Source organism: Kitasatospora cheerisanensis KCTC 2395 (genome assembly GCF_000696185.1).
In the GTDB taxonomy this organism is placed as follows: Bacteria; Actinomycetota; Actinomycetes; order Streptomycetales; family Streptomycetaceae; genus Kitasatospora; species Kitasatospora cheerisanensis.
This window is the reverse complement of sequence record NZ_KK853997.1, coordinates 4,937,603-4,953,758: the sequence shown is the minus strand read 5'-3', so window position 1 is coordinate 4,953,758 and position 16,156 is coordinate 4,937,603. Positions and strand designations below refer to the sequence as shown.

The 16,156-nt window shown below is 70.5% G+C and carries 16 protein-coding genes; 11 read left to right on the top strand and 5 right to left on the bottom strand.

Annotation, left to right across the window (positions count from 1 at the left end):
- Positions 1 to 211: 211 nt before the first annotated feature.
- The 3 genes from KCH_RS22550 (at position 212) to KCH_RS22540 (ending at position 1,812) form a co-directional block, all read left to right on the top strand.
- The gene (locus KCH_RS22550) at positions 212 to 406 is read left to right on the top strand and encodes a DUF2304 family protein (protein WP_035865622.1); all 195 of its coding nucleotides are present in this window, start codon (positions 212 to 214) and stop codon (positions 404 to 406) included.
- Positions 407 to 472: 66 nt separating this feature from the next.
- Positions 473 to 1,360: an N-acetyl-1-D-myo-inositol-2-amino-2-deoxy-alpha-D-glucopyranoside deacetylase gene (gene mshB, locus KCH_RS22545; protein WP_035865618.1), complete on the top strand. Its 888-nt coding sequence runs from the start codon at positions 473 to 475 to the stop codon at positions 1,358 to 1,360.
- Positions 1,357 to 1,812, top strand: a complete 456-nt coding sequence (locus tag KCH_RS22540) for a DUF6113 family protein (RefSeq protein ID WP_063750175.1) — start codon at positions 1,357 to 1,359, stop codon at positions 1,810 to 1,812. The genes mshB and KCH_RS22540 overlap by 4 nt, the downstream gene beginning before the upstream one ends.
- A gap of 591 nt (positions 1,813 to 2,403) precedes the next feature.
- On the opposite strand, the gene KCH_RS46140 is transcribed toward KCH_RS22540, so the two are convergent.
- Together KCH_RS46140 and KCH_RS22535 are read right to left on the bottom strand one after the other, a co-directional pair.
- On the bottom strand, positions 2,404 to 2,538 hold the full coding sequence (locus tag KCH_RS46140; protein WP_279635900.1) for a hypothetical protein: 135 nt from the start codon (positions 2,536 to 2,538) through the stop codon (positions 2,404 to 2,406).
- Positions 2,539 to 2,549: 11 nt separating this feature from the next.
- A complete protein-coding gene (locus KCH_RS22535; protein WP_157032158.1) occupies positions 2,550 to 3,047 on the bottom strand; it encodes a hypothetical protein in 498 nt (165 codons plus the stop codon).
- On the opposite strand from KCH_RS22535, the gene KCH_RS22530 reads away from it, so the two are divergent.
- The 8 genes from KCH_RS22530 to KCH_RS22500 all read left to right on the top strand — a co-directional run bounded on the left by KCH_RS22530 (position 3,039) and on the right by KCH_RS22500 (position 12,959).
- Entirely contained in the window at positions 3,039 to 4,088 is a 1,050-nt protein-coding gene (locus KCH_RS22530) for a peptidoglycan binding domain-containing protein (protein ID WP_051653353.1), read from the top strand. The genes KCH_RS22535 and KCH_RS22530 overlap by 9 nt on opposite strands.
- Entirely contained in the window at positions 4,004 to 4,366 is a 363-nt protein-coding gene (locus KCH_RS37700) for a hypothetical protein (RefSeq protein ID WP_051653352.1), read from the top strand. Before KCH_RS22530 ends, KCH_RS37700 begins: the two co-directional genes overlap by 85 nt.
- Before the next feature lie 193 nt (positions 4,367 to 4,559).
- Complete coding sequence (locus KCH_RS22525) at positions 4,560 to 6,275, top strand: ABC transporter family substrate-binding protein (protein WP_035873239.1); 1,716 nt, start codon at positions 4,560 to 4,562, stop codon at positions 6,273 to 6,275.
- Between the two features lie 484 nt (positions 6,276 to 6,759).
- Entirely contained in the window at positions 6,760 to 7,803 is a 1,044-nt protein-coding gene (locus KCH_RS22520; RefSeq protein WP_035865613.1) for an ABC transporter permease, read from the top strand.
- A gap of 90 nt (positions 7,804 to 7,893) precedes the next feature.
- Positions 7,894 to 9,657: an ABC transporter substrate-binding protein gene (locus KCH_RS22515; protein WP_051653350.1), complete on the top strand. Its 1,764-nt coding sequence runs from the start codon at positions 7,894 to 7,896 to the stop codon at positions 9,655 to 9,657.
- An 81-nt stretch (positions 9,658 to 9,738) separates the two neighbouring features.
- The gene (locus KCH_RS22510; RefSeq protein WP_035865610.1) at positions 9,739 to 10,716 is read left to right on the top strand and encodes an ABC transporter permease; all 978 of its coding nucleotides are present in this window, start codon (positions 9,739 to 9,741) and stop codon (positions 10,714 to 10,716) included.
- 64 nt (positions 10,717 to 10,780) lie between these two features.
- A complete protein-coding gene (locus KCH_RS22505) occupies positions 10,781 to 11,854 on the top strand; it encodes an ABC transporter ATP-binding protein (RefSeq protein ID WP_035865608.1) in 1,074 nt (357 codons plus the stop codon).
- A gap of 10 nt (positions 11,855 to 11,864) precedes the next feature.
- The gene (locus KCH_RS22500) at positions 11,865 to 12,959 is read left to right on the top strand and encodes an ABC transporter ATP-binding protein (RefSeq protein ID WP_035865605.1); all 1,095 of its coding nucleotides are present in this window, start codon (positions 11,865 to 11,867) and stop codon (positions 12,957 to 12,959) included.
- A 59-nt stretch (positions 12,960 to 13,018) separates the two neighbouring features.
- Here KCH_RS22500 and KCH_RS22495 read toward each other — a convergent pair whose 3' ends face one another.
- From KCH_RS22495 to KCH_RS22485, 3 genes are read right to left on the bottom strand one after another with little or no spacing between them, the layout of a single operon-like run.
- Positions 13,019 to 14,101, bottom strand: coding sequence for an ABC transporter ATP-binding protein (locus KCH_RS22495; RefSeq protein WP_244305404.1), 1,083 nt, complete (start codon positions 14,099 to 14,101; stop codon positions 13,019 to 13,021).
- Complete coding sequence (locus KCH_RS22490) at positions 14,091 to 15,143, bottom strand: ABC transporter ATP-binding protein (RefSeq protein ID WP_035865602.1); 1,053 nt, start codon at positions 15,141 to 15,143, stop codon at positions 14,091 to 14,093. Before KCH_RS22490 ends, KCH_RS22495 begins: the two co-directional genes overlap by 11 nt.
- Before the next feature lie 18 nt (positions 15,144 to 15,161).
- Positions 15,162 to 16,076, bottom strand: a complete 915-nt coding sequence (locus KCH_RS22485; protein WP_051654017.1) for an ABC transporter permease — start codon at positions 16,074 to 16,076, stop codon at positions 15,162 to 15,164.
- Positions 16,077 to 16,156: the final 80 nt, after the last annotated feature.

Here is a 16,156-nt window from a genome sequence, read left to right as displayed (position 1 = left end):
CGCTCACTCGTTCGGCGCAGCCCGCCCGAACTGCGGCGTACCGCCGTTCGGACCGCCCCTGACCGGCGGCGCAGTACCCCGGCGGGGCGCCGCGACACCCCCGGCGGGGTCACGGTACGTCATCCGGAGGTCACCGATCGGGTATCAGTGGACCCATCGTTCCGCTCGCCGCCCCCTCGGGTGCGGCGCACCCGGGAAAGGGTGACCCGTCATGGCTCTGTCCGTCTCCGCCGTTGTGTTCATGCTGGTCGTGGTCTGCGTACTGGTCCGCCGGTCGAGCCTGAAGCTGAGCCACGCACTGGTGTGCGCCCTGCTCGGCTTCCTGCTGGCGTCCAGCTCGATCGCGCCGTCGATCCAACAGGTGACGGCCAACCTGGCCGGGATGATCAACGAACTGAAGCTCTGACCGCCCGCCGCGCCCCGTCACGGCCTGTCCGGGAGTCGCTCCCGGGCAGGCCGTAAGCTGCCGGGCATGACCTCCGTACCTCCGGCCGACGCGCGCGGACTGCTGCTGGTGCACGCCCATCCCGACGACGAGTCGATCAACAACGGCTCCACCATGGCGCGTTACGCTGCCGAGGGCGTCCGGGTCACGCTGGTGACCTGCACCCTCGGCGAGGGCGGCGAGGTGATCCCGCCGGAGCTGGCGCACCTGGCGCAGGGCTGGGACGACACCCTCGGCGCCCACCGGATCAACGAACTGGCCGCCGCGATGCGCGAGCTGGGGGTCACCGACCACCGTTTCCTGGGCGGCGCGGGCCGCTACCGGGACTCCGGGATGATGGGCGTCCCGGACAACGAGAACCCCGCCTGCTTCTGGCAGGCCGACGTGGACGAGGCGGCCGGCCACCTGGTCGCGGTGATCCGCGAGGTCCGCCCGCAGGTGCTGGTCACCTACGACGAGCAGGGCGGCTACGGCCACCCCGACCACATCCAGGCGCACCGGGTGGCGCTGCGCGGCCACGAGCTGGCCGCCGACCCGGCGTTCCGCCCGGAGCTGGGCCCGGCATGGCGGATCGCCAAGGTCTACTACAACCGGATGCCGCGCTCGGTGATCGAGGCCGGGCTGCGCCGGACCGCGGCCGACGCCCCGTTCAAGGGTGTCGCGCCGGTCGACCAGATCCCCGGCGTGGTGGACGACGAGGTCGTCACCACGGCGCTCGACAACGCGGCGTACGTCGGGGCGAAGGCCGCCGCGATGCGGGCCCACGCCACCCAGATCGTGGTCGACGGGAACCACTTCGCGCTCAGCAACGAGCTGGGCCAGCCGCTGATCGCCTCCGAGTACTACCAGCTGGTCCGCGGCACGCCCGGCCCGGACGGCCCGGAGACCGACCTGTTCGCCGGGGTGGCCCGGTGAAGTTCCTGCACCCCTTCCTCGGCACCCGCGAGGACCGCCTCGCCGAGCCGATGCCGCCGCGCGGCCTGCGGATCGCCGCGTACGTGCTGCTGTTCCTGCTGGGCGCGGCGGTCTCGGTGTGCGGAGCTTTCGTGCAGACCCTGTGGGCCCCGCTGGGCGTGCTGATCGCCCTGCTGGCCTGCGGCGGCCTGTTCTACGGCGGCCTGCGGGCGACCGGCACCAAGCTGGGCGCGGGCGCCCCGCTGGCCGGCTGGTTCCTGGTCCTCGCGGTGCTGCTGGCGCCCCGTCCGGAGGGCGACTTGGTGCTGTCGGCGACCGGGACGGCCTACGCCTACCTGTTCGGCGGCTCGGTGCTCGGCGTGGTGTGCGCGACTCTCCCGACCCGCACCGGGTTCCTGTTCGGCGTACCGGCGCCGGAGCCCCGACGGACCGTCAAGGGCGGCGGGCGGTAGTGCCATACCGGGGGGATTCGGACCATTGGGATCCCCCGGTCGTCGGACGGGCCGGAGGCGCAGTCGGTATGGTGGTGCCTCGGCGGGCCCACCCCACCGTCCGGTCCGACCGGGCAGGACGGTACCTTCGGCACCACTCGCGTGACGGGGGCGTTGCCGCAGCCGACATGTGAAACAGCTGATGTCCCAGGGGCCGATCGGCCCGCCGCACGCCGACTCCGTCGTACGGCAGCCCACCCCGCCCCATACGCAGCGGACGGCCCAGCCGGCCCGGCCGCGAACCCGGAGCAGAGCAGCATTGAGCAGCCGCGAATCTGACAACGCCCACCCGCAGCCCCGCCGCGGCGGCCCTGACGCGTACCCGTCGGGCACCCCGCCGTACGGCACCGGCCTGCCCGGTGGGCTTGGCCCGGACCCGGCCGCCGCACGGACCGCTCCCGGCCCGCGCGCCGACGAGGCCGAGGTGCCGAAGACGGAGACCACGCTGACCACCCGGGTCCGGATCAACATCCCCGGCTCCCGGCCGATCCCGCCGGTCGTGGTGCAGAGCAAGGTCAAGGACGAGAAGCCCGCCGAGCCGGCCGGTCCGCGTCACCGCGGCGGGGGCGGCGACCCGGTGCTCGGCGTGATGGACTCCGGCACCGGCCGCACCTCGGCCACCCCGCCGAACCTGCCGCCGGAGTGGCAGGAGCCCGCCGCGCCGAAGCCCTCCGAGTCGGAGTCCACCGGCGAGTGGTTCAAGCCCCGCCAGAAGGGCCGTCAGGAGCCCGCGGCGGCCCCGCCGCGGGCCCGCAGGCGGCCCGGCCGCTCCGGTCGCGGGCGGCCCGTCCGGTGCCCCGCAGGCCGCGCCGCGGCCGTCCGGCGCCCCCGCCTCGCCGTTCGCCCCGGCCGACCCCTTCGTCGCCGAGCAGCACCAGCAGCAGGCGCAGCAGCAGCCCCGGCCGCCGCAGCAGCGCCGCCCGGCGCCCGGCGGGCAGCAGCCGACGGCGGGTCAGGACCCGTACGCGGCCGAGCAGCACCGGCAGTACCGGCAGCCGGTCGCCCAGCAGCAGCCGGCGCCCGGTCAGGACCCGTTCGCGGGGCACCCGCAGGGCGAGGCCCCGGCGCAGGACCCGTTCGCGGCCGAGCAGCCCGCGCCGGGCGCGCCCCGGCCGGGGCACGGCGGCCTGCCGGGCGGGCAGGGCGCCCCGTTCCAGGGCGGCCGGGACCCGTTCGGCGGCGCGCCGGTGGCGCACGGCGGCGGCCCGGACGCGGAGCCGGAGGACACCCAGATCGGCGGCTTCGACCCGATCACCGGCGAGGAGCCGCACCCGGGCGGCTCGATACCCGCTGACCCGCCGACCACCCAACTGTTCCTGAACGCCCCTCAGCCGGCCTCCCGCCCGGCCCCGGCGGCCGACCCGTTCGCCGCCGACCGTCCCCGTCCGGCCGCCGGCGCCGGCAACGGCGGCGGCCGGTTCGCCGACCTGCCCGAGGCGCAGCCGTTCCCCGGCGGCCCGCGGGCCGCGACGCCCAAGCGCGAGACCCCGGCCGGCCCGGCGCCGGCCGCGGACGGGGCCGCCGAGGCCCCGGCCGCCGCCCCCGCCGCCGCGAAGCCGGCGGCCCGCAGCGGCGGCGGGCGGGCCCGCAAGCTGCTGGTGACGGGCGCGGGCGGCGTGCTGTTCCTGGGCGCGGCCGCGTACGGCGCGGGCCTGATGATGAATCAGTCCGACATCCCCAAGGGCACCACGGTGCTCGGCACCGACATCGGCGGCGACTCCCGCGACCAGGCGGTGACGGCGCTGGACGGCTCGGTCGGCAAGACCGGGCAGCAGCCGCTGCGGCTGAAGATCGGCGACCAGGCGGTGACCCTGGACCCGGCCAGCGCGGGCCTGAGCTTCGACACCACGGCGACCGTGGACGCGCTGACCAAGCACAGCTACAACCCGGTCGAGGTGCTCTCCTCGCTGACCGGCAGCGGCAAGGCCGTCGAGCCGCAGGTGCGGATCGACAAGGCGAAGCTGAAGGCCGCGCTGGACGACCTGGCCGCGAAGTCCGGGCAGGGCCTCCAGGAGGGCTACGTCCGCTTCACCGAGGCGGGCGCCCCGGAGGTCGTGCCGGGCAAGGCCGGGCAGGGCTGGACTCGGCGTCGGCCGCCGACAAGGTCGAGCAGTCCTACCGGGACCGCGCGGCCGGCAAGCCGGACGCCGAGGTGGCGCTGCCGCTGGCCGACGCCCGGCCGAAGGTCGGCCAGGACGCGCTGCAGGCCGCGGCGGACGGCCTCGGCAAGCAGGTGATGGCGGGCAACATCACCGTCCTCGCGGGCGGCAAGCAGTTCAACTTCGGTGCGAAGACGGCGGCGCGGGCGCTGGTGCTGGCCCCGGACGCCTCCGGCCAGATCGTCCTGAAGTGGGACCTGAACGTCCTGGCGACGTTCATCGGCCCCACCTTCGACAAGGTGAAGACCACCAAGGGCGGCCAGTCCTCGCCGATCACCGCCCAGGACGTGGCGGACGCGATCGGCCAGACCGTCGCCAAGACGGGCCGCGAGCGGGTCTTCAAGTTCCCGGCCTGATCCTCCGTCAACACCCGGCCCGGGCCGGGGCGCCGCTGCCGGCGCCCCGGCCTTCGGCGTGCTGGCGGATCCTCGCCAATGGCGTCGCAGAACGGGACGAACCGGGCGGTGCCGCCGGGGGCCGCGCCGCGTTATCAAGACTTGATCGGCCGCAGGTCGACAAGCCGTCTCGCCGGTACGCAAGATGTGCCGCGTGCCGAGACCCGTACAGAGAAGTCGCCACCCGCTCGCCGTGATCGCCTCGGTGGCGGCACTGTCCTTCGCCCTGTGCTCCTGCGCCTCCACCGAGCAGCCGGCCGGCGGCTCCGCGGCGGGCGGCGACGCCCCGCGGATGACCCAGCAGGCGCTGAACGCGAAGCCCCGTACGGCACTCCGTCAGGGCGGCACCCTGAACTGGGCGATCGACCAGTACTCCGGCCAGTGGAACCCGGTGCAGGCGGACGGCTCCGAGGCCTCCACCATCGACGTCGTCAAGGCGCTGCTGCCGACCTTCTGGCGCTCCGACGCGGGCGGCGTGCAGACCCCCAACCCGGCCTACCTGTCCGACGTGACGAGCGAGCTGCGGCAGGGCAAGCAGACCGTGGTGTGGACGCTCAACCCGAAGGCCCACTGGTCGGACGGCACCCCGATCACCTGGCGCGACCTGGAGGCCGACTGGCGGGCGCTGAACGGCCAGGACCCGGCCTTCAGGACCGCCTCCAGCAACGGCTTCGACCAGGTGGAGAGCGTGGTCCGCGGCCAGGACGACCACCAGGCCGTGATGACCTTCCGGGAGCCGTACTCGGAGTGGCAGGCGATGTTCAACAACGCCGGCAACGCCCCGCTGCTGCCCGCGAAGTACGTCGCCACCCCGGAGCTGTTCAACACCTCCTTCAAGAGCGGGTTCCCGGTCACCGCCGGGCCGTTCAAGGTGGAGCGGATGGACCCGGCGGCCCGCACCGTCACGGTGGTCGCCGACCCGGGCTGGTGGGGCGACCGGCCGATGCTGGACCGGATCGTCTTCAAGGCGTACGACACCGGCCGGATGCCGCAGGCCTTCGCGAACGGCGAGGTCGACTACTACAACAACGGCCCCAACACCGAGGGCTACCGGATCATCAGGTCGACCGCGGGAGCGGAGGCGCGCCGGGCCGGCGGGCCGAACCTGCGGCACCTGGTGCTGAACGGCCGCAGCCCGCTGCTCACCGATCCGAAGGTCCGTCAGGCGCTGATCCAGGCGATCGACCGGGCGGAGATCACCCGGACCGACCTGACCGGCCTGGACTGGCCGTACGTGCCGATGAACAACCACTTCCTGGTGCCGTCCCAGCACGGCTACCAGGACAACTCGAACGGCCTGAGCCGCTTCGACCCCGACGCCGCGAAGGCGTCCCTCGACTCGCTGGGCTGGAAGCTCGGGCCCTCGGGCGTCCGCACCAAGGACGGCAAGGAGCTGGCGCTGCGGTTCGTGGCGCCGGCCGACAACAACCTGGCCGCCAACGAGAGCGCGCTGGTCACCCGGATGCTGGGGCAGATCGGGGTGAAGGTCACGGTGCAGACCGTGCCGGCCGGCGAGTTCTTCGACGGCCACGTGAACAAGCACGACTTCGACCTGACCGCGTTCGCCCTGATGGGCACCCCCTTCCCGGTCTCCAACTCGATCAGCACCTTCCAGCAGGACTCCGGCGCCAACTGGTCCCAGGTCGGCAGCAAGGCGCTCGACAAGGCGATGGCGGAGGCCGCCAAGGCGGACACCGTCGAGGACGAGACGGCGGCGCTCAACCGGGCGGACGCCGAGGCGTGGGAGGTGGCCGGCCTGGTTCCGCTGTACCAGCGGCCGGCCATCTACGGGGTGCGCAAGGACCTCGCCAACATCGGCGCGGCCGGGCTCGGCGACCTCGTCTACGAGAACATCGGGCTGCTGAAGTAACACCCGGGCGGCGAAGTCTCGCCATTGGCGGGAAATTGCCAGACGCCCGGCGGCGAGCCTGCCGCCCGAATTGGGTGACCCCTACCCGTGAATTCGCTCCGCCATGCCCGAAAACGCAGGTGTCCGATAATCGGACACTCAATTGTCGATCCCAATTCCGCCGAAGAGCGCCAAAACGGACACGCTGTCTACGCGCGTCGTGCGGCCGGCCTCCCGAACTCGCCGTCCTGATAGCGGACCTGACCGTGCATCGTTACGGACAGGTGAACGAGCCTTGCACGCGTTTGTCCGGTTTTGACCGTCTCGGTCGAGCGCTGTCAAGAGTTCAGGAACTACAAAGTGGTTGACATTCCAGCACGAAGCAGGAAATGGGCGCTCGACAACTGAGGAACTCTTGACGTTCGATAAACGACTTGCAAGAGTCCATTCATCCAAGTTCTTACTCCTTGCTTCTGCACGGACCACGGTCGGGAGCTTTAGCACCATGACGACGCCTACTGGGGCCACGACGGACGGGGACACCTCCCGTCCCGGGTCCACGTCGGACCTCGCGGACAACGCCTCGGCCGACGCGCCCGCCGATCCCGGCTTCCGCGGCCTCTCTCCCGGGAAGCTGATGTGGCGCCGCTTCCTCCGCGACCGCACCGGCGTGGTGAGCGCCTGCGTGGTGCTGTTCTTCGTGCTGGTGGCGATCCTCGCTCCGGTCATCTCGATGATCTACGGCAAGGACCCGCAGACCCACTACGGCCAGAACGACCCGACGCTGCTGACCGACTCCGGACTTCCGGTGGCCCCCAACGGCGGCATGAGCGGCGACTTCTGGTTCGGCCTGGAGCCGGGCCTCGGCCGTGACGTGATGATGCAGCTGGTCTACGGCATCCGCACCTCGCTGATCATCGCCGTCGCCACCTCGCTGCTGACCACCGTGATCGGTGTCGCGCTCGGCATCGCGGCCGGCTACCTCGGCGGCAAGGCCGACTTCTTCATCGGCCGGGTCATCGACGTGCTCATGTCGTTCCCCTCGCAGATCTTCCTGATCGCCACCATGCCGGTGGTGACCAGCCTGCTGGTGACGCCGGGCGAGAAGATCCCCGAGTGGCTGCCGTTCGTCGCGGTGACCATCGTGCTCTCGCTGCTCGGCTGGATGGGCCTCGCCCGCATCCTGCGCGGTACCGCGCTGGCCCTGCGCGAGCGGGAGTTCATCGAGGCCGCCAAGGTCACCGGCGCGGGCCCGATGCGGATCATCTTCAAGGAGATCCTGCCCAACCTGTGGACCCCGATCCTGGTGCAGGCCACCCTCGCGCTCCCGGCGTTCGTCACTGCCGAAGCCGGCCTCTCCTACCTCGGCGTGGGTGTCAGCGAGCCCGTCCCCGACTGGGGCCGCATGATCGCGGGCGCGGCCGACTACCTGCGGACCGACGTCACCTTCCTGCTCTTCCCGGGCATCGCCATGGTGATCTTCGTTCTCGCGTTCAACCTGCTCGGCGACTCGGTCCGGGACGCGTTCGACCCCAAGGCCAACCGCTAGCAGGCCCTCAAGACTCCGGGGGGATGGGAAAGCCAGGCCCCGGGCACCCCACTGCAGTTAGTCACTACACCTACCCCAGGCAGGATGAAGATGAGTTCTCGCAAGTCGCGGCTCGCCGCCGCCATCATGGTCGCCGGGGCCCTGACCGTCACCACGGCGTGCTCCAGCGGCCACTCGAACGAGAGCGCGAAGACGGGTGCCTCGAAGGCTCCGGTCACCGCCACCACCATCTCGGTCGGCACCGCCGAAGACTCGAAGGGCCCGGCCATCGCCGAGCCCGGCGCGAAGAAGGGCGGCACGGTCAACATGATCGACCGCGACGACTTCTCGCACCTCGACCCGGCCATGGTCTACATGAACTACAACGCCGAGGTCTCGCTCCTGTTCACCCGTCAGCTGACGGGTTACAAGACCGCCGCGGACGGCTCGCAGAAGCTGGTCGGCGACCTGGCCACCGACACCGGTTCCACCACGGACGGCGGCAAGACCTGGAAGTTCACGCTGAAGGACGGCGTGAAGTGGCAGGACGGCACCCCGATCACCTCGGCCGACATCAAGTACTCGATCGAGCGCACCTACGCCTCGTTCGTCAAGGGCGGCCCGACCTACATCCAGTCCTGGATCTCGGGTGACAAGTACCGCGAGGCGTACGCCGGTCCGTACGACGGCAAGGGCCTCGACGCGATCACCACCCCGGACGACAAGACCGTCGTCATCGCGTTCCAGGACGCCCACCCGGACGCCAACTTCACCCTGGCGATGACCGGCTACGGCGTCGTGTCGAAGGCCCACGACACCAAGGAGGAGTACGACAAGAAGCCGTTCTCCTCGGGCCCGTACCAGATCACCGAGCACGTCAACGACCGCAGCCTGGACCTGGAGCGGAACCCGAACTGGGACGGCGCGACCGACCCGATCCGGAACGCCTACCCGGACAAGTGGCACATGACGTTCGGTGTCCAGGCGCAGCAGTCCACCGAGCGCTTCATGGCGGACAACGGCGACGACAAGAACGCCTTCTCGTTCCACAACCAGGTCCACACGACCTACATCGACAAGGTCAAGGCCGACGAGAAGCTGAAGTCCCGCACGCTCGAGGGCCTGACCCCGTACGTGGACTACTACTACATCAACAACACCCGCATCAAGGACCAGAAGGTCCGCGAGGCGCTGGTCAAGGCGTTCCCGCACCAGCAGACCCGCCAGCTGCAGGGCGGCACCTCGTACGGTGACTACGCGACCTCGTACATGAGCCCGACCGTGCTCGGCTACGAGTCCTACGACCCGTTCGACGTGCTGAAGAAGCCGCAGGGTGACACCGAGGCCGCCAAGAAGCTGCTGACGGACGCGAACGCGCTCAACACGACCATCGTGTACGCGTACAACAACACCCCGGTCCAGCAGAAGGTCACCGAGGCCATCCGCACCAACCTCGAGGCCGCCGGCTTCAAGTTCGTGCCGCACCCGCTGGACTCGAAGACCTACTACGACGCCATCCAGCAGGTCAACAACGAGTTCGACCTGTACTGGGGCGGCTGGGGCGCCGACTGGCCGACCGGTTACACCTCGCTGCAGCCGGTGTGGGACGGTCGCGCCATCGCCGACGGCGGCCAGAACTACGCCCACGTGAACGACCCGGAGATCAACGCGGCCATGGACGCCGCCGTCAAGATCGCCGACCCGGTCGCGCAGGGCAAGGCGTGGGCCGCGATCGACAAGAAGCTGCAGGACAAGGCGTACTCGATCCCGGACGTCTACCAGCGTTCGCTGAGCCTGTACGGCTCGGGCCTCGGCGGCGTCAAGTTCGACACCCTGGCCGGCCTGCAGTCGCCGCTCAACATCTACGTCAAGTAGTAGTCATCACCGAGCAGTAGCTCACGGTGGGGCACCGGCACGATCTGCCGGTGCCCCTCCCCGATCAGGAGAGCCCGTCCGATGCTCCGATTCCTCGTCCGCCGATCACTCGGCGCTCTCGTTATCCTGGTGATCGTCTCGATGGTCACCTATGCGCTGTTCTTCGCGATCCCGGCGGACCCGGCGCGGCTCTACTGCGGCAAGACCTGCTCGCCCGAGAACCTCGCCCTGATCAAGCACGACATGGGCTTCGACAAGTCCTGGCCGGTCCAGTACTGGGACTGGCTGAGTGCCATCTTCACCGGCAACAGCTACAACGGCGTCAACTGCTCCGCCCCGTGCTTCGGCTACTCCTTCGACAAGAAGGAGCTCGTCGGCAGCATCCTGGCGGACCGCTTCCCGACCACCCTGTCGCTGACCATCGGCTCTGCGGTGATCTTCCTGCTCTTCGGCATCGGCACCGGCATGCTGGCCGCCCACAAGCAGGGCAAGGCGCTCGACAAGATCGCCAGCTCGGCCTCGCTGGTCGTCTCCTCGATGCAGATCTACGTGGCCGGTCCGCTCGCCCTGGTGGCACTGTGCTACAGCACCGACCTGCTGGACCTGCCCAACTACGTGCCGATCACCGAGGACCCGGTCGGCTGGTTCACCGGCCTGCTGGTCCCGTGGATCGTCCTGTCGCTGATCTGGACCGCCAACTACACCCGCATGACCCGTTCCTCGATGGTCGAGCAGCTGTCCGAGGACTACGTGCGGACGGCACGCGCCAAGGGCATGTCGGGCACCTCGGTCTTCATGCGCTACGCCTGGCGCGGTGCGATGGGCACCATCGTCACCGTCTTCGGCATCGACCTGGGCGTCCTGCTCGGCGGCGCGATCATCACCGAGACCACCTTCAGCCTGCACGGCCTCGGCGAGCTGGCGATCCACTCGTTCCGTGACTCCGACCTCTCGCTGCTGGTCGGCGTCACGGTGGTGGCCGCCACGCTGATCGTGTTCTTCAACATCATCGTCGACGCCGCCTACGCCCTGATCGACCCGCGCATCCGCCTGGCCTGACCGGCCGCACCCCAGGCCGACCCAGCAGTCCCGACCTCACGTACCGCACCGAGGAGCCCAGTCCATGACCACCCAGGCCAAGCCCGAGGAGGCCTCGTCCGCCGGCAGCGGCGGCGACCAGCCCTTCCTCTCAGTCCGCGACCTCTCGGTCCGCTTCAGCACCGAGGACGGCGTGGTCCGGGCCGTGGACAACCTCTCCTTCGACGTGGCTCCGGGCAGCACGCTCGGCATCGTCGGTGAGTCCGGCTCCGGCAAGTCGGTGACCAACCTGGCCGTCCTGGGCCTGCACAACCCGGACCGGACCGAGATCACCGGCTCGATCAAGCTGGACGGTCAGGAGCTGGTCGGCGCGTCCAACCGCGAGCTGGAGAAGCTCCGCGGCAAGACCATGTCGATGATCTTCCAGGACCCGCTGACCGCGCTGTCGCCGTACCACACGATCGGCAAGCAGATCGGCGAGACCTTCCGGAAGCACACCGGCGCCTCCAAGAAGGAGTCCCGGGACCGGGCGATCGAGATGCTGACCCGGGTCGGCATCCCGCAGCCCACCACCCGGGTCGACGACTACCCGCACCAGTTCTCCGGCGGCATGCGCCAGCGCGCCATGATCGCCATGGCGCTGGTCTGCGACCCGAAGCTGGTGATCGCCGACGAGCCGACCACCGCGCTGGACGTCACCGTCCAGGCCCAGATCCTCGACCTGCTGAAGGACCTCCAGCAGGAGATGGGCACCGCGATCATCCTGATCACCCACGACCTGGGCGTGGTGGCGCGCACCGCGCAGCAGATCATGGTGATGTACGCGGGCCGGGCCGTGGAGCGCGGCACCGTCCGCGAGGTGCTGAAGGCCCCTCAGCACCCGTACACCTGGGGCCTGCTGTCCTCGATGCCGAGCCTGACCGGTGACGTGAGCGTGCCGCTGCGGCCGGTGCGCGGCACCCCGCCGAGCCTGATCAACCTGCCGACCGGCTGCCCGTTCAACCCGCGGTGCGACCACCGCGAGCAGGTGATCGGCGGGGGCTGCACCACGGAGCGTCCGCCGCTGGCCCCGGCCACCGGGCACGCCGCCGCCTGCCACCTGAGCGCGGCGCAGCGACAGGACATCTTCATCGACCAGATCAAGCCGCGGCTCGGCTGAGAGGGACACCATGAGCAACGAACTGACCCTCGAGAAGCCGGGCGGCGCCGCCACCGGCTCCGGTGACGCGCTGCTGTCGATCAAGGGCGTGCAGAAGCACTTCCCGGTGCTCGACGGCTTCCTGTTCAAGCGGCAGGTCGGCGCGGTGCACGCGGTGGACGGCGTGAGCCTGGACGTCTTCCAGGGCGAGTCGGTCGGCCTGGTCGGCGAGTCCGGCTGCGGCAAGTCGACCCTGGGCCGCCTGGTGACCCGTCTGCTGGAGCCGACGGCCGGCGAGATCCGCTACAACGGCCAGGACATCACGCACGCCAACCGCAAGGAACTGGCGCCGATCCGGTCCGAGATCCAGATGATCTTCCAGGACCCGTACTCCTCGCTGAACCCGCGGCACACCGTCGGCTCGATCATCGGCGCACCGATGGAGATCAACGGGATCAACCCCAAGGGCGGCATCCAGCGCCGGGTGCAGGAGCTGCTGGAGACCGTCGGTCTCAACCCGGAGCACTACAACCGCTTCCCGCACGAGTTCTCCGGCGGCCAGCGCCAGCGCATCGGCGTGGCCCGCGCGCTGTCGCTGAACCCGAAGCTGATCGTCGCGGACGAGCCGGTCTCGGCGCTGGACGTGTCGATCCAGGCGCAGGTCGTCAACCTGCTCCAGGAGCTGCAGCGCGAGCTGGGCATCGCCTTCCTGTTCATCGCCCACGACCTGTCGGTGGTGCGGCACTTCTCGCAGCGCGTCGCGGTGATGTACCTCGGCAAGATCGTCGAGATCGCCGACCGCAAGTCGCTGTACGAGGCGCCCCGTCACCCGTACACCCACGCGCTGCTGTCCGCCGTGCCGGAGGCCGACCCGGACGACAACCGCGAGCGGATCCGGCTGATCGGTGACGTCCCGTCGCCGCTCAACCCGCCGTCGGGCTGCCGCTTCCGCACCCGTTGCTGGAAGGCGCAGGAGAAGTGCTCCGTGGAGGAGCCGCCGCTGATCCAGCTGTCCGGCAGCCTGGACGGGCACCTGACGGCATGTCACTTCCCCGAAGGGGACATCAAGCGCAGCCCGGAGGAGGGCTCGACCGCCGCCGTTCCGGAGCAGCGCGCCGAGGTCTGATTCCGCGTCACGCGTGCGAGGGGCCCCCACCGTTCGGTGGGGGCCCCTTTCGCGTGCCGTCAGCCGTTCTCCCGTTCGGCGGCGAAGTGGCAGGCCGAGTCGTGCCGGGCCCGGCCCTCCAGCCAGTCCCGGACGGTCAGCGCCGGGTCCTCCCGTTCGCACTTCTCCTGGGCCTTCCAGCAGCGGGTGCGGAACCGGCAGCCGGAGGGCGGGTTGGCCGGCGAGGGCACGTCGCCGACCAGCACGATCCGGTCCCGGGACTCCCGCGCGGTCGGGTCGGGCACCGGGACGGCGGACAGCAGCGCCTGCGTGTACGGGTGGGTGGCGTGGTCGTAGATCTCCAGGTCGCTGCCGATCTCGACCATCCGCCCGAGGTACATCACGCCGACCCGGTCGGAGATGTGCCGGACGATCGACAGGTCGTGCGCGATGAACATGTACGACAGGTTGAACTCGCCCTGGAGCTTCTCCAGCAGGTTGATCACCTGGGCCTGCACCGACACGTCGAGCGCGGAGACCGGCTCGTCGCAGATGATGATCTCCGGCTTGAGCGCCAGGCCGCGGGCGATGCCGATGCGCTGGCGCTGGCCGCCGGAGAACTGGTGCGGGTACCGGTTGATGTACTCGGGGTTGAGACCCACCACGTCGAGCAGGTCCTGCACCGCCTTGCGGCGGTCGCCCTTGGGCGCCACCTCGGGGTGGATCTCGAACGGCTCGCCGATGATGTCGCCGACCGTCATCCGCGGGTTCAGCGAGGTGTACGGGTCCTGGAACACCATCTGGATGTTGCGGCGGACGGCCTTCAGCGCGCTGCCGGTGAGCTTGGAGATCTCCTCGCCCTTGTACTTCACCGACCCGGAGGTGGCCGGCTCCAGGTTCATCAGGACCTTGGCCAGCGTCGACTTGCCGCAGCCGGACTCGCCGACGATGCCGAGCGTCTCGCCCTGCATCAGGTCGAAGGACACGCCGTCGACGGCCTTGACCGCGCCGACCTGCTTCTTGAAGAGGATGCCCTTGGTCAGCGGGAAGTGCTTGACCAGCTTGCGCACCTCCAGGATGGGCTCGCCGCGCGGCACCTCCTGGGCGAACGCGACCTCCTCCGGGGTGGTCGCCCCGAGCGGGGTGGCACCGTCAATCGTCATGGAGGGTCTCCTTCCAGAAGAAGCACGCACTGCCCCGGCCGGCCAGCGGCGTCCCGTCGTCCTCGGTCACCTGCGCCAGCGGCGGCACTTCCTGCCGGCAGATCTCCTGCGCCCGCGGACAGCGCGGGTTGAACGCGCACCCGGGCGGGATCCGCAGCAGGTTCGGCGGCAGGCCCTTGATCGCGTAGAGCTCCTGGCCCTTCTGGTCGAGGCGGGGGATGGAGTCCAGCAGACCGCGGGTGTAGGGGTGGGCGGGGCGGGCGTAGAGCTCGTGGACCGGCGCGGTCTCGACGATCCGGCCCGCGTACATCACGGCGATCTTGTCCGCGACGTCGGCGACCACGCCGAGGTCGTGGGTGATCAGGATCAGACCCATGTGGTACTCGGCCTGCAGCTCCGCCAGCAGGTCCATCACCTGCGCCTGCACGGTGACGTCCAGCGCCGTGGTCGGCTCGTCCGCGATGATCAGGTCCGGCTCCAGGGCCAGCGCCATCGCGATCATGATGCGCTGCCGCATGCCGCCGGAGAACTGGTGCGGATAGTCGTTCACCCGCTCCGCGGCGGCCGGGATGCGCACCCGGTCCATCAGCTCGATCGCCTTGGCCTTCGCCTCCTTGCGGTTGCTGCCGCGGTGCGCCCGGTACATCTCGCCGAGCTGGTGGCCCACCGACAGCACCGGGTTGAGCGAGGACAGCGCGTCCTGGAAGATCATCGCGATCTTCTGCCCGCGGATCTTCCGGCGCTCCTCCTTGGACATCTTCAGCATGTCCCGGCCGCGGAACAGGATCTCGCCCTGGGGGATGGCGGCCGGCGGCATGTCCAGGATGCCCATCACGGCCTGCGCGGTGACGGACTTGCCGGAGCCGGACTCGCCCAGCACGGCGAGGGTCTCCCCCGCGCTGACGCTGTAGTCGACGCCGTTGACGGCCCGGACCACGCCGTCCCGGGTCCGGAACTCCACGTGCAGGTTCCGCACGTCCAGCAGCGGTCCGGTGTACGGCTCCTCGCGGGCCGGTCGGGCCTGGTGGGCGACGGTGCTCATGTGCTTGGCTCCCCTCGGTCAGCGCAGCTTCGGGTCGAGGGCGTCGCGCACCGCGTCGCCCAGCATGATGAAGGCCAACACGGTGATGGAGAGCGCCGCGGCCGGGAAGAACAGCGCGAACGGCGCCTGCCGGATCACCTTCTGCGCGGAGGAGATGTCCACGCCCCAGGAGATCGTCGGGTCCTGCAGGCCGATGCCGAGGAAGCTCAGCGTGGCCTCCGCCGTGATGTAGCCGCCGAGCGCGATGGTGGCGACCACGATCACCGGGGCGATCGCGTTCGGCAGGATGTGCCGGAACATCAGCCGCCCCGTCCCGGCGCCCAGTGCCCGCCCGGCCACCACGTAGTCCGACTGCTTGACGGTGATCACCGAGCCGCGCATCACGCGGGCCAGCTGCGTCCAGCCGAGGAAGGCCAGCGCGATGACCACCGACCACACGTTGCGGGTGGCGAAGGCGTTCAGCAGCACCAGGGCGCCGAGCAGCAGCGGGATGCCGAAGAAGATGTCGGTGATCCGGGAGATCACCGCGTCGATCCAGCCGCCGAAGTACCCGGCGGTCATGCCGGCCAGCCCGCCCAGCAGGGTCACCGCGAGGGTGACGCAGATGCCGACCGTGATCGAGGCCCGCGCCCCGTAGATCACCCGGGCGTAGATCGACCGGCCCTGGCCGTCGTAGCCGAACCAGCCGGCCCCGAAGAAGTCGCTCCAGTCCGGCCGGCGCAGGTAGTTGTTGGTCAGGTCGGCCGCCCGCGGGTCGGTGCTGGTGAACAGCCCCGGGAAGATCGCGATCAGGACCAGCAGCAGGATCAGCACCGCGGAGATCAGGAAGATCGGCCGCCGCCGCAGGTCCCGCCAGGCGTCGCCCCACAGGCTGCGGGCCTGCTCCCGCTTGACCGGGTCCGGCTCGATCAGCGTTTCCTGCTCCACCGCCATGCCCTGCTGCCCCACGTAGTCCAGGTGGTCGCTGTCGGTGGGCTGGATGTTCCGCAGCGGATCGTGGTCGTCGGGAATCG

Coding starts and splice junctions, on each gene's coding strand:
- KCH_RS22510 (WP_035865610.1), top strand. CDS start 9,739: ATGCTCCGATTCCTCGTCCGCCGATCACTCGGCGCTCTCGTTATCCTG.
- KCH_RS22505 (WP_035865608.1), top strand. CDS start 10,781: ATGACCACCCAGGCCAAGCCCGAGGAGGCCTCGTCCGCCGGCAGCGGC.
- KCH_RS22495 (WP_244305404.1), bottom strand. CDS start 14,101: ATGACGATTGACGGTGCCACCCCGCTCGGGGCGACCACCCCGGAGGAG.
- KCH_RS22490 (WP_035865602.1), bottom strand. CDS start 15,143: ATGAGCACCGTCGCCCACCAGGCCCGACCGGCCCGCGAGGAGCCGTAC.
- KCH_RS22550 (WP_035865622.1), top strand. CDS start 212: ATGGCTCTGTCCGTCTCCGCCGTTGTGTTCATGCTGGTCGTGGTCTGC.
- KCH_RS22485 (WP_051654017.1), bottom strand. CDS start 16,076: ATGGCGGTGGAGCAGGAAACGCTGATCGAGCCGGACCCGGTCAAGCGG.
- KCH_RS22500 (WP_035865605.1), top strand. CDS start 11,865: ATGAGCAACGAACTGACCCTCGAGAAGCCGGGCGGCGCCGCCACCGGC.
- KCH_RS22515 (WP_051653350.1), top strand. CDS start 7,894: ATGAGTTCTCGCAAGTCGCGGCTCGCCGCCGCCATCATGGTCGCCGGG.
- KCH_RS22520 (WP_035865613.1), top strand. CDS start 6,760: ATGACGACGCCTACTGGGGCCACGACGGACGGGGACACCTCCCGTCCC.
- mshB (WP_035865618.1), top strand. CDS start 473: ATGACCTCCGTACCTCCGGCCGACGCGCGCGGACTGCTGCTGGTGCAC.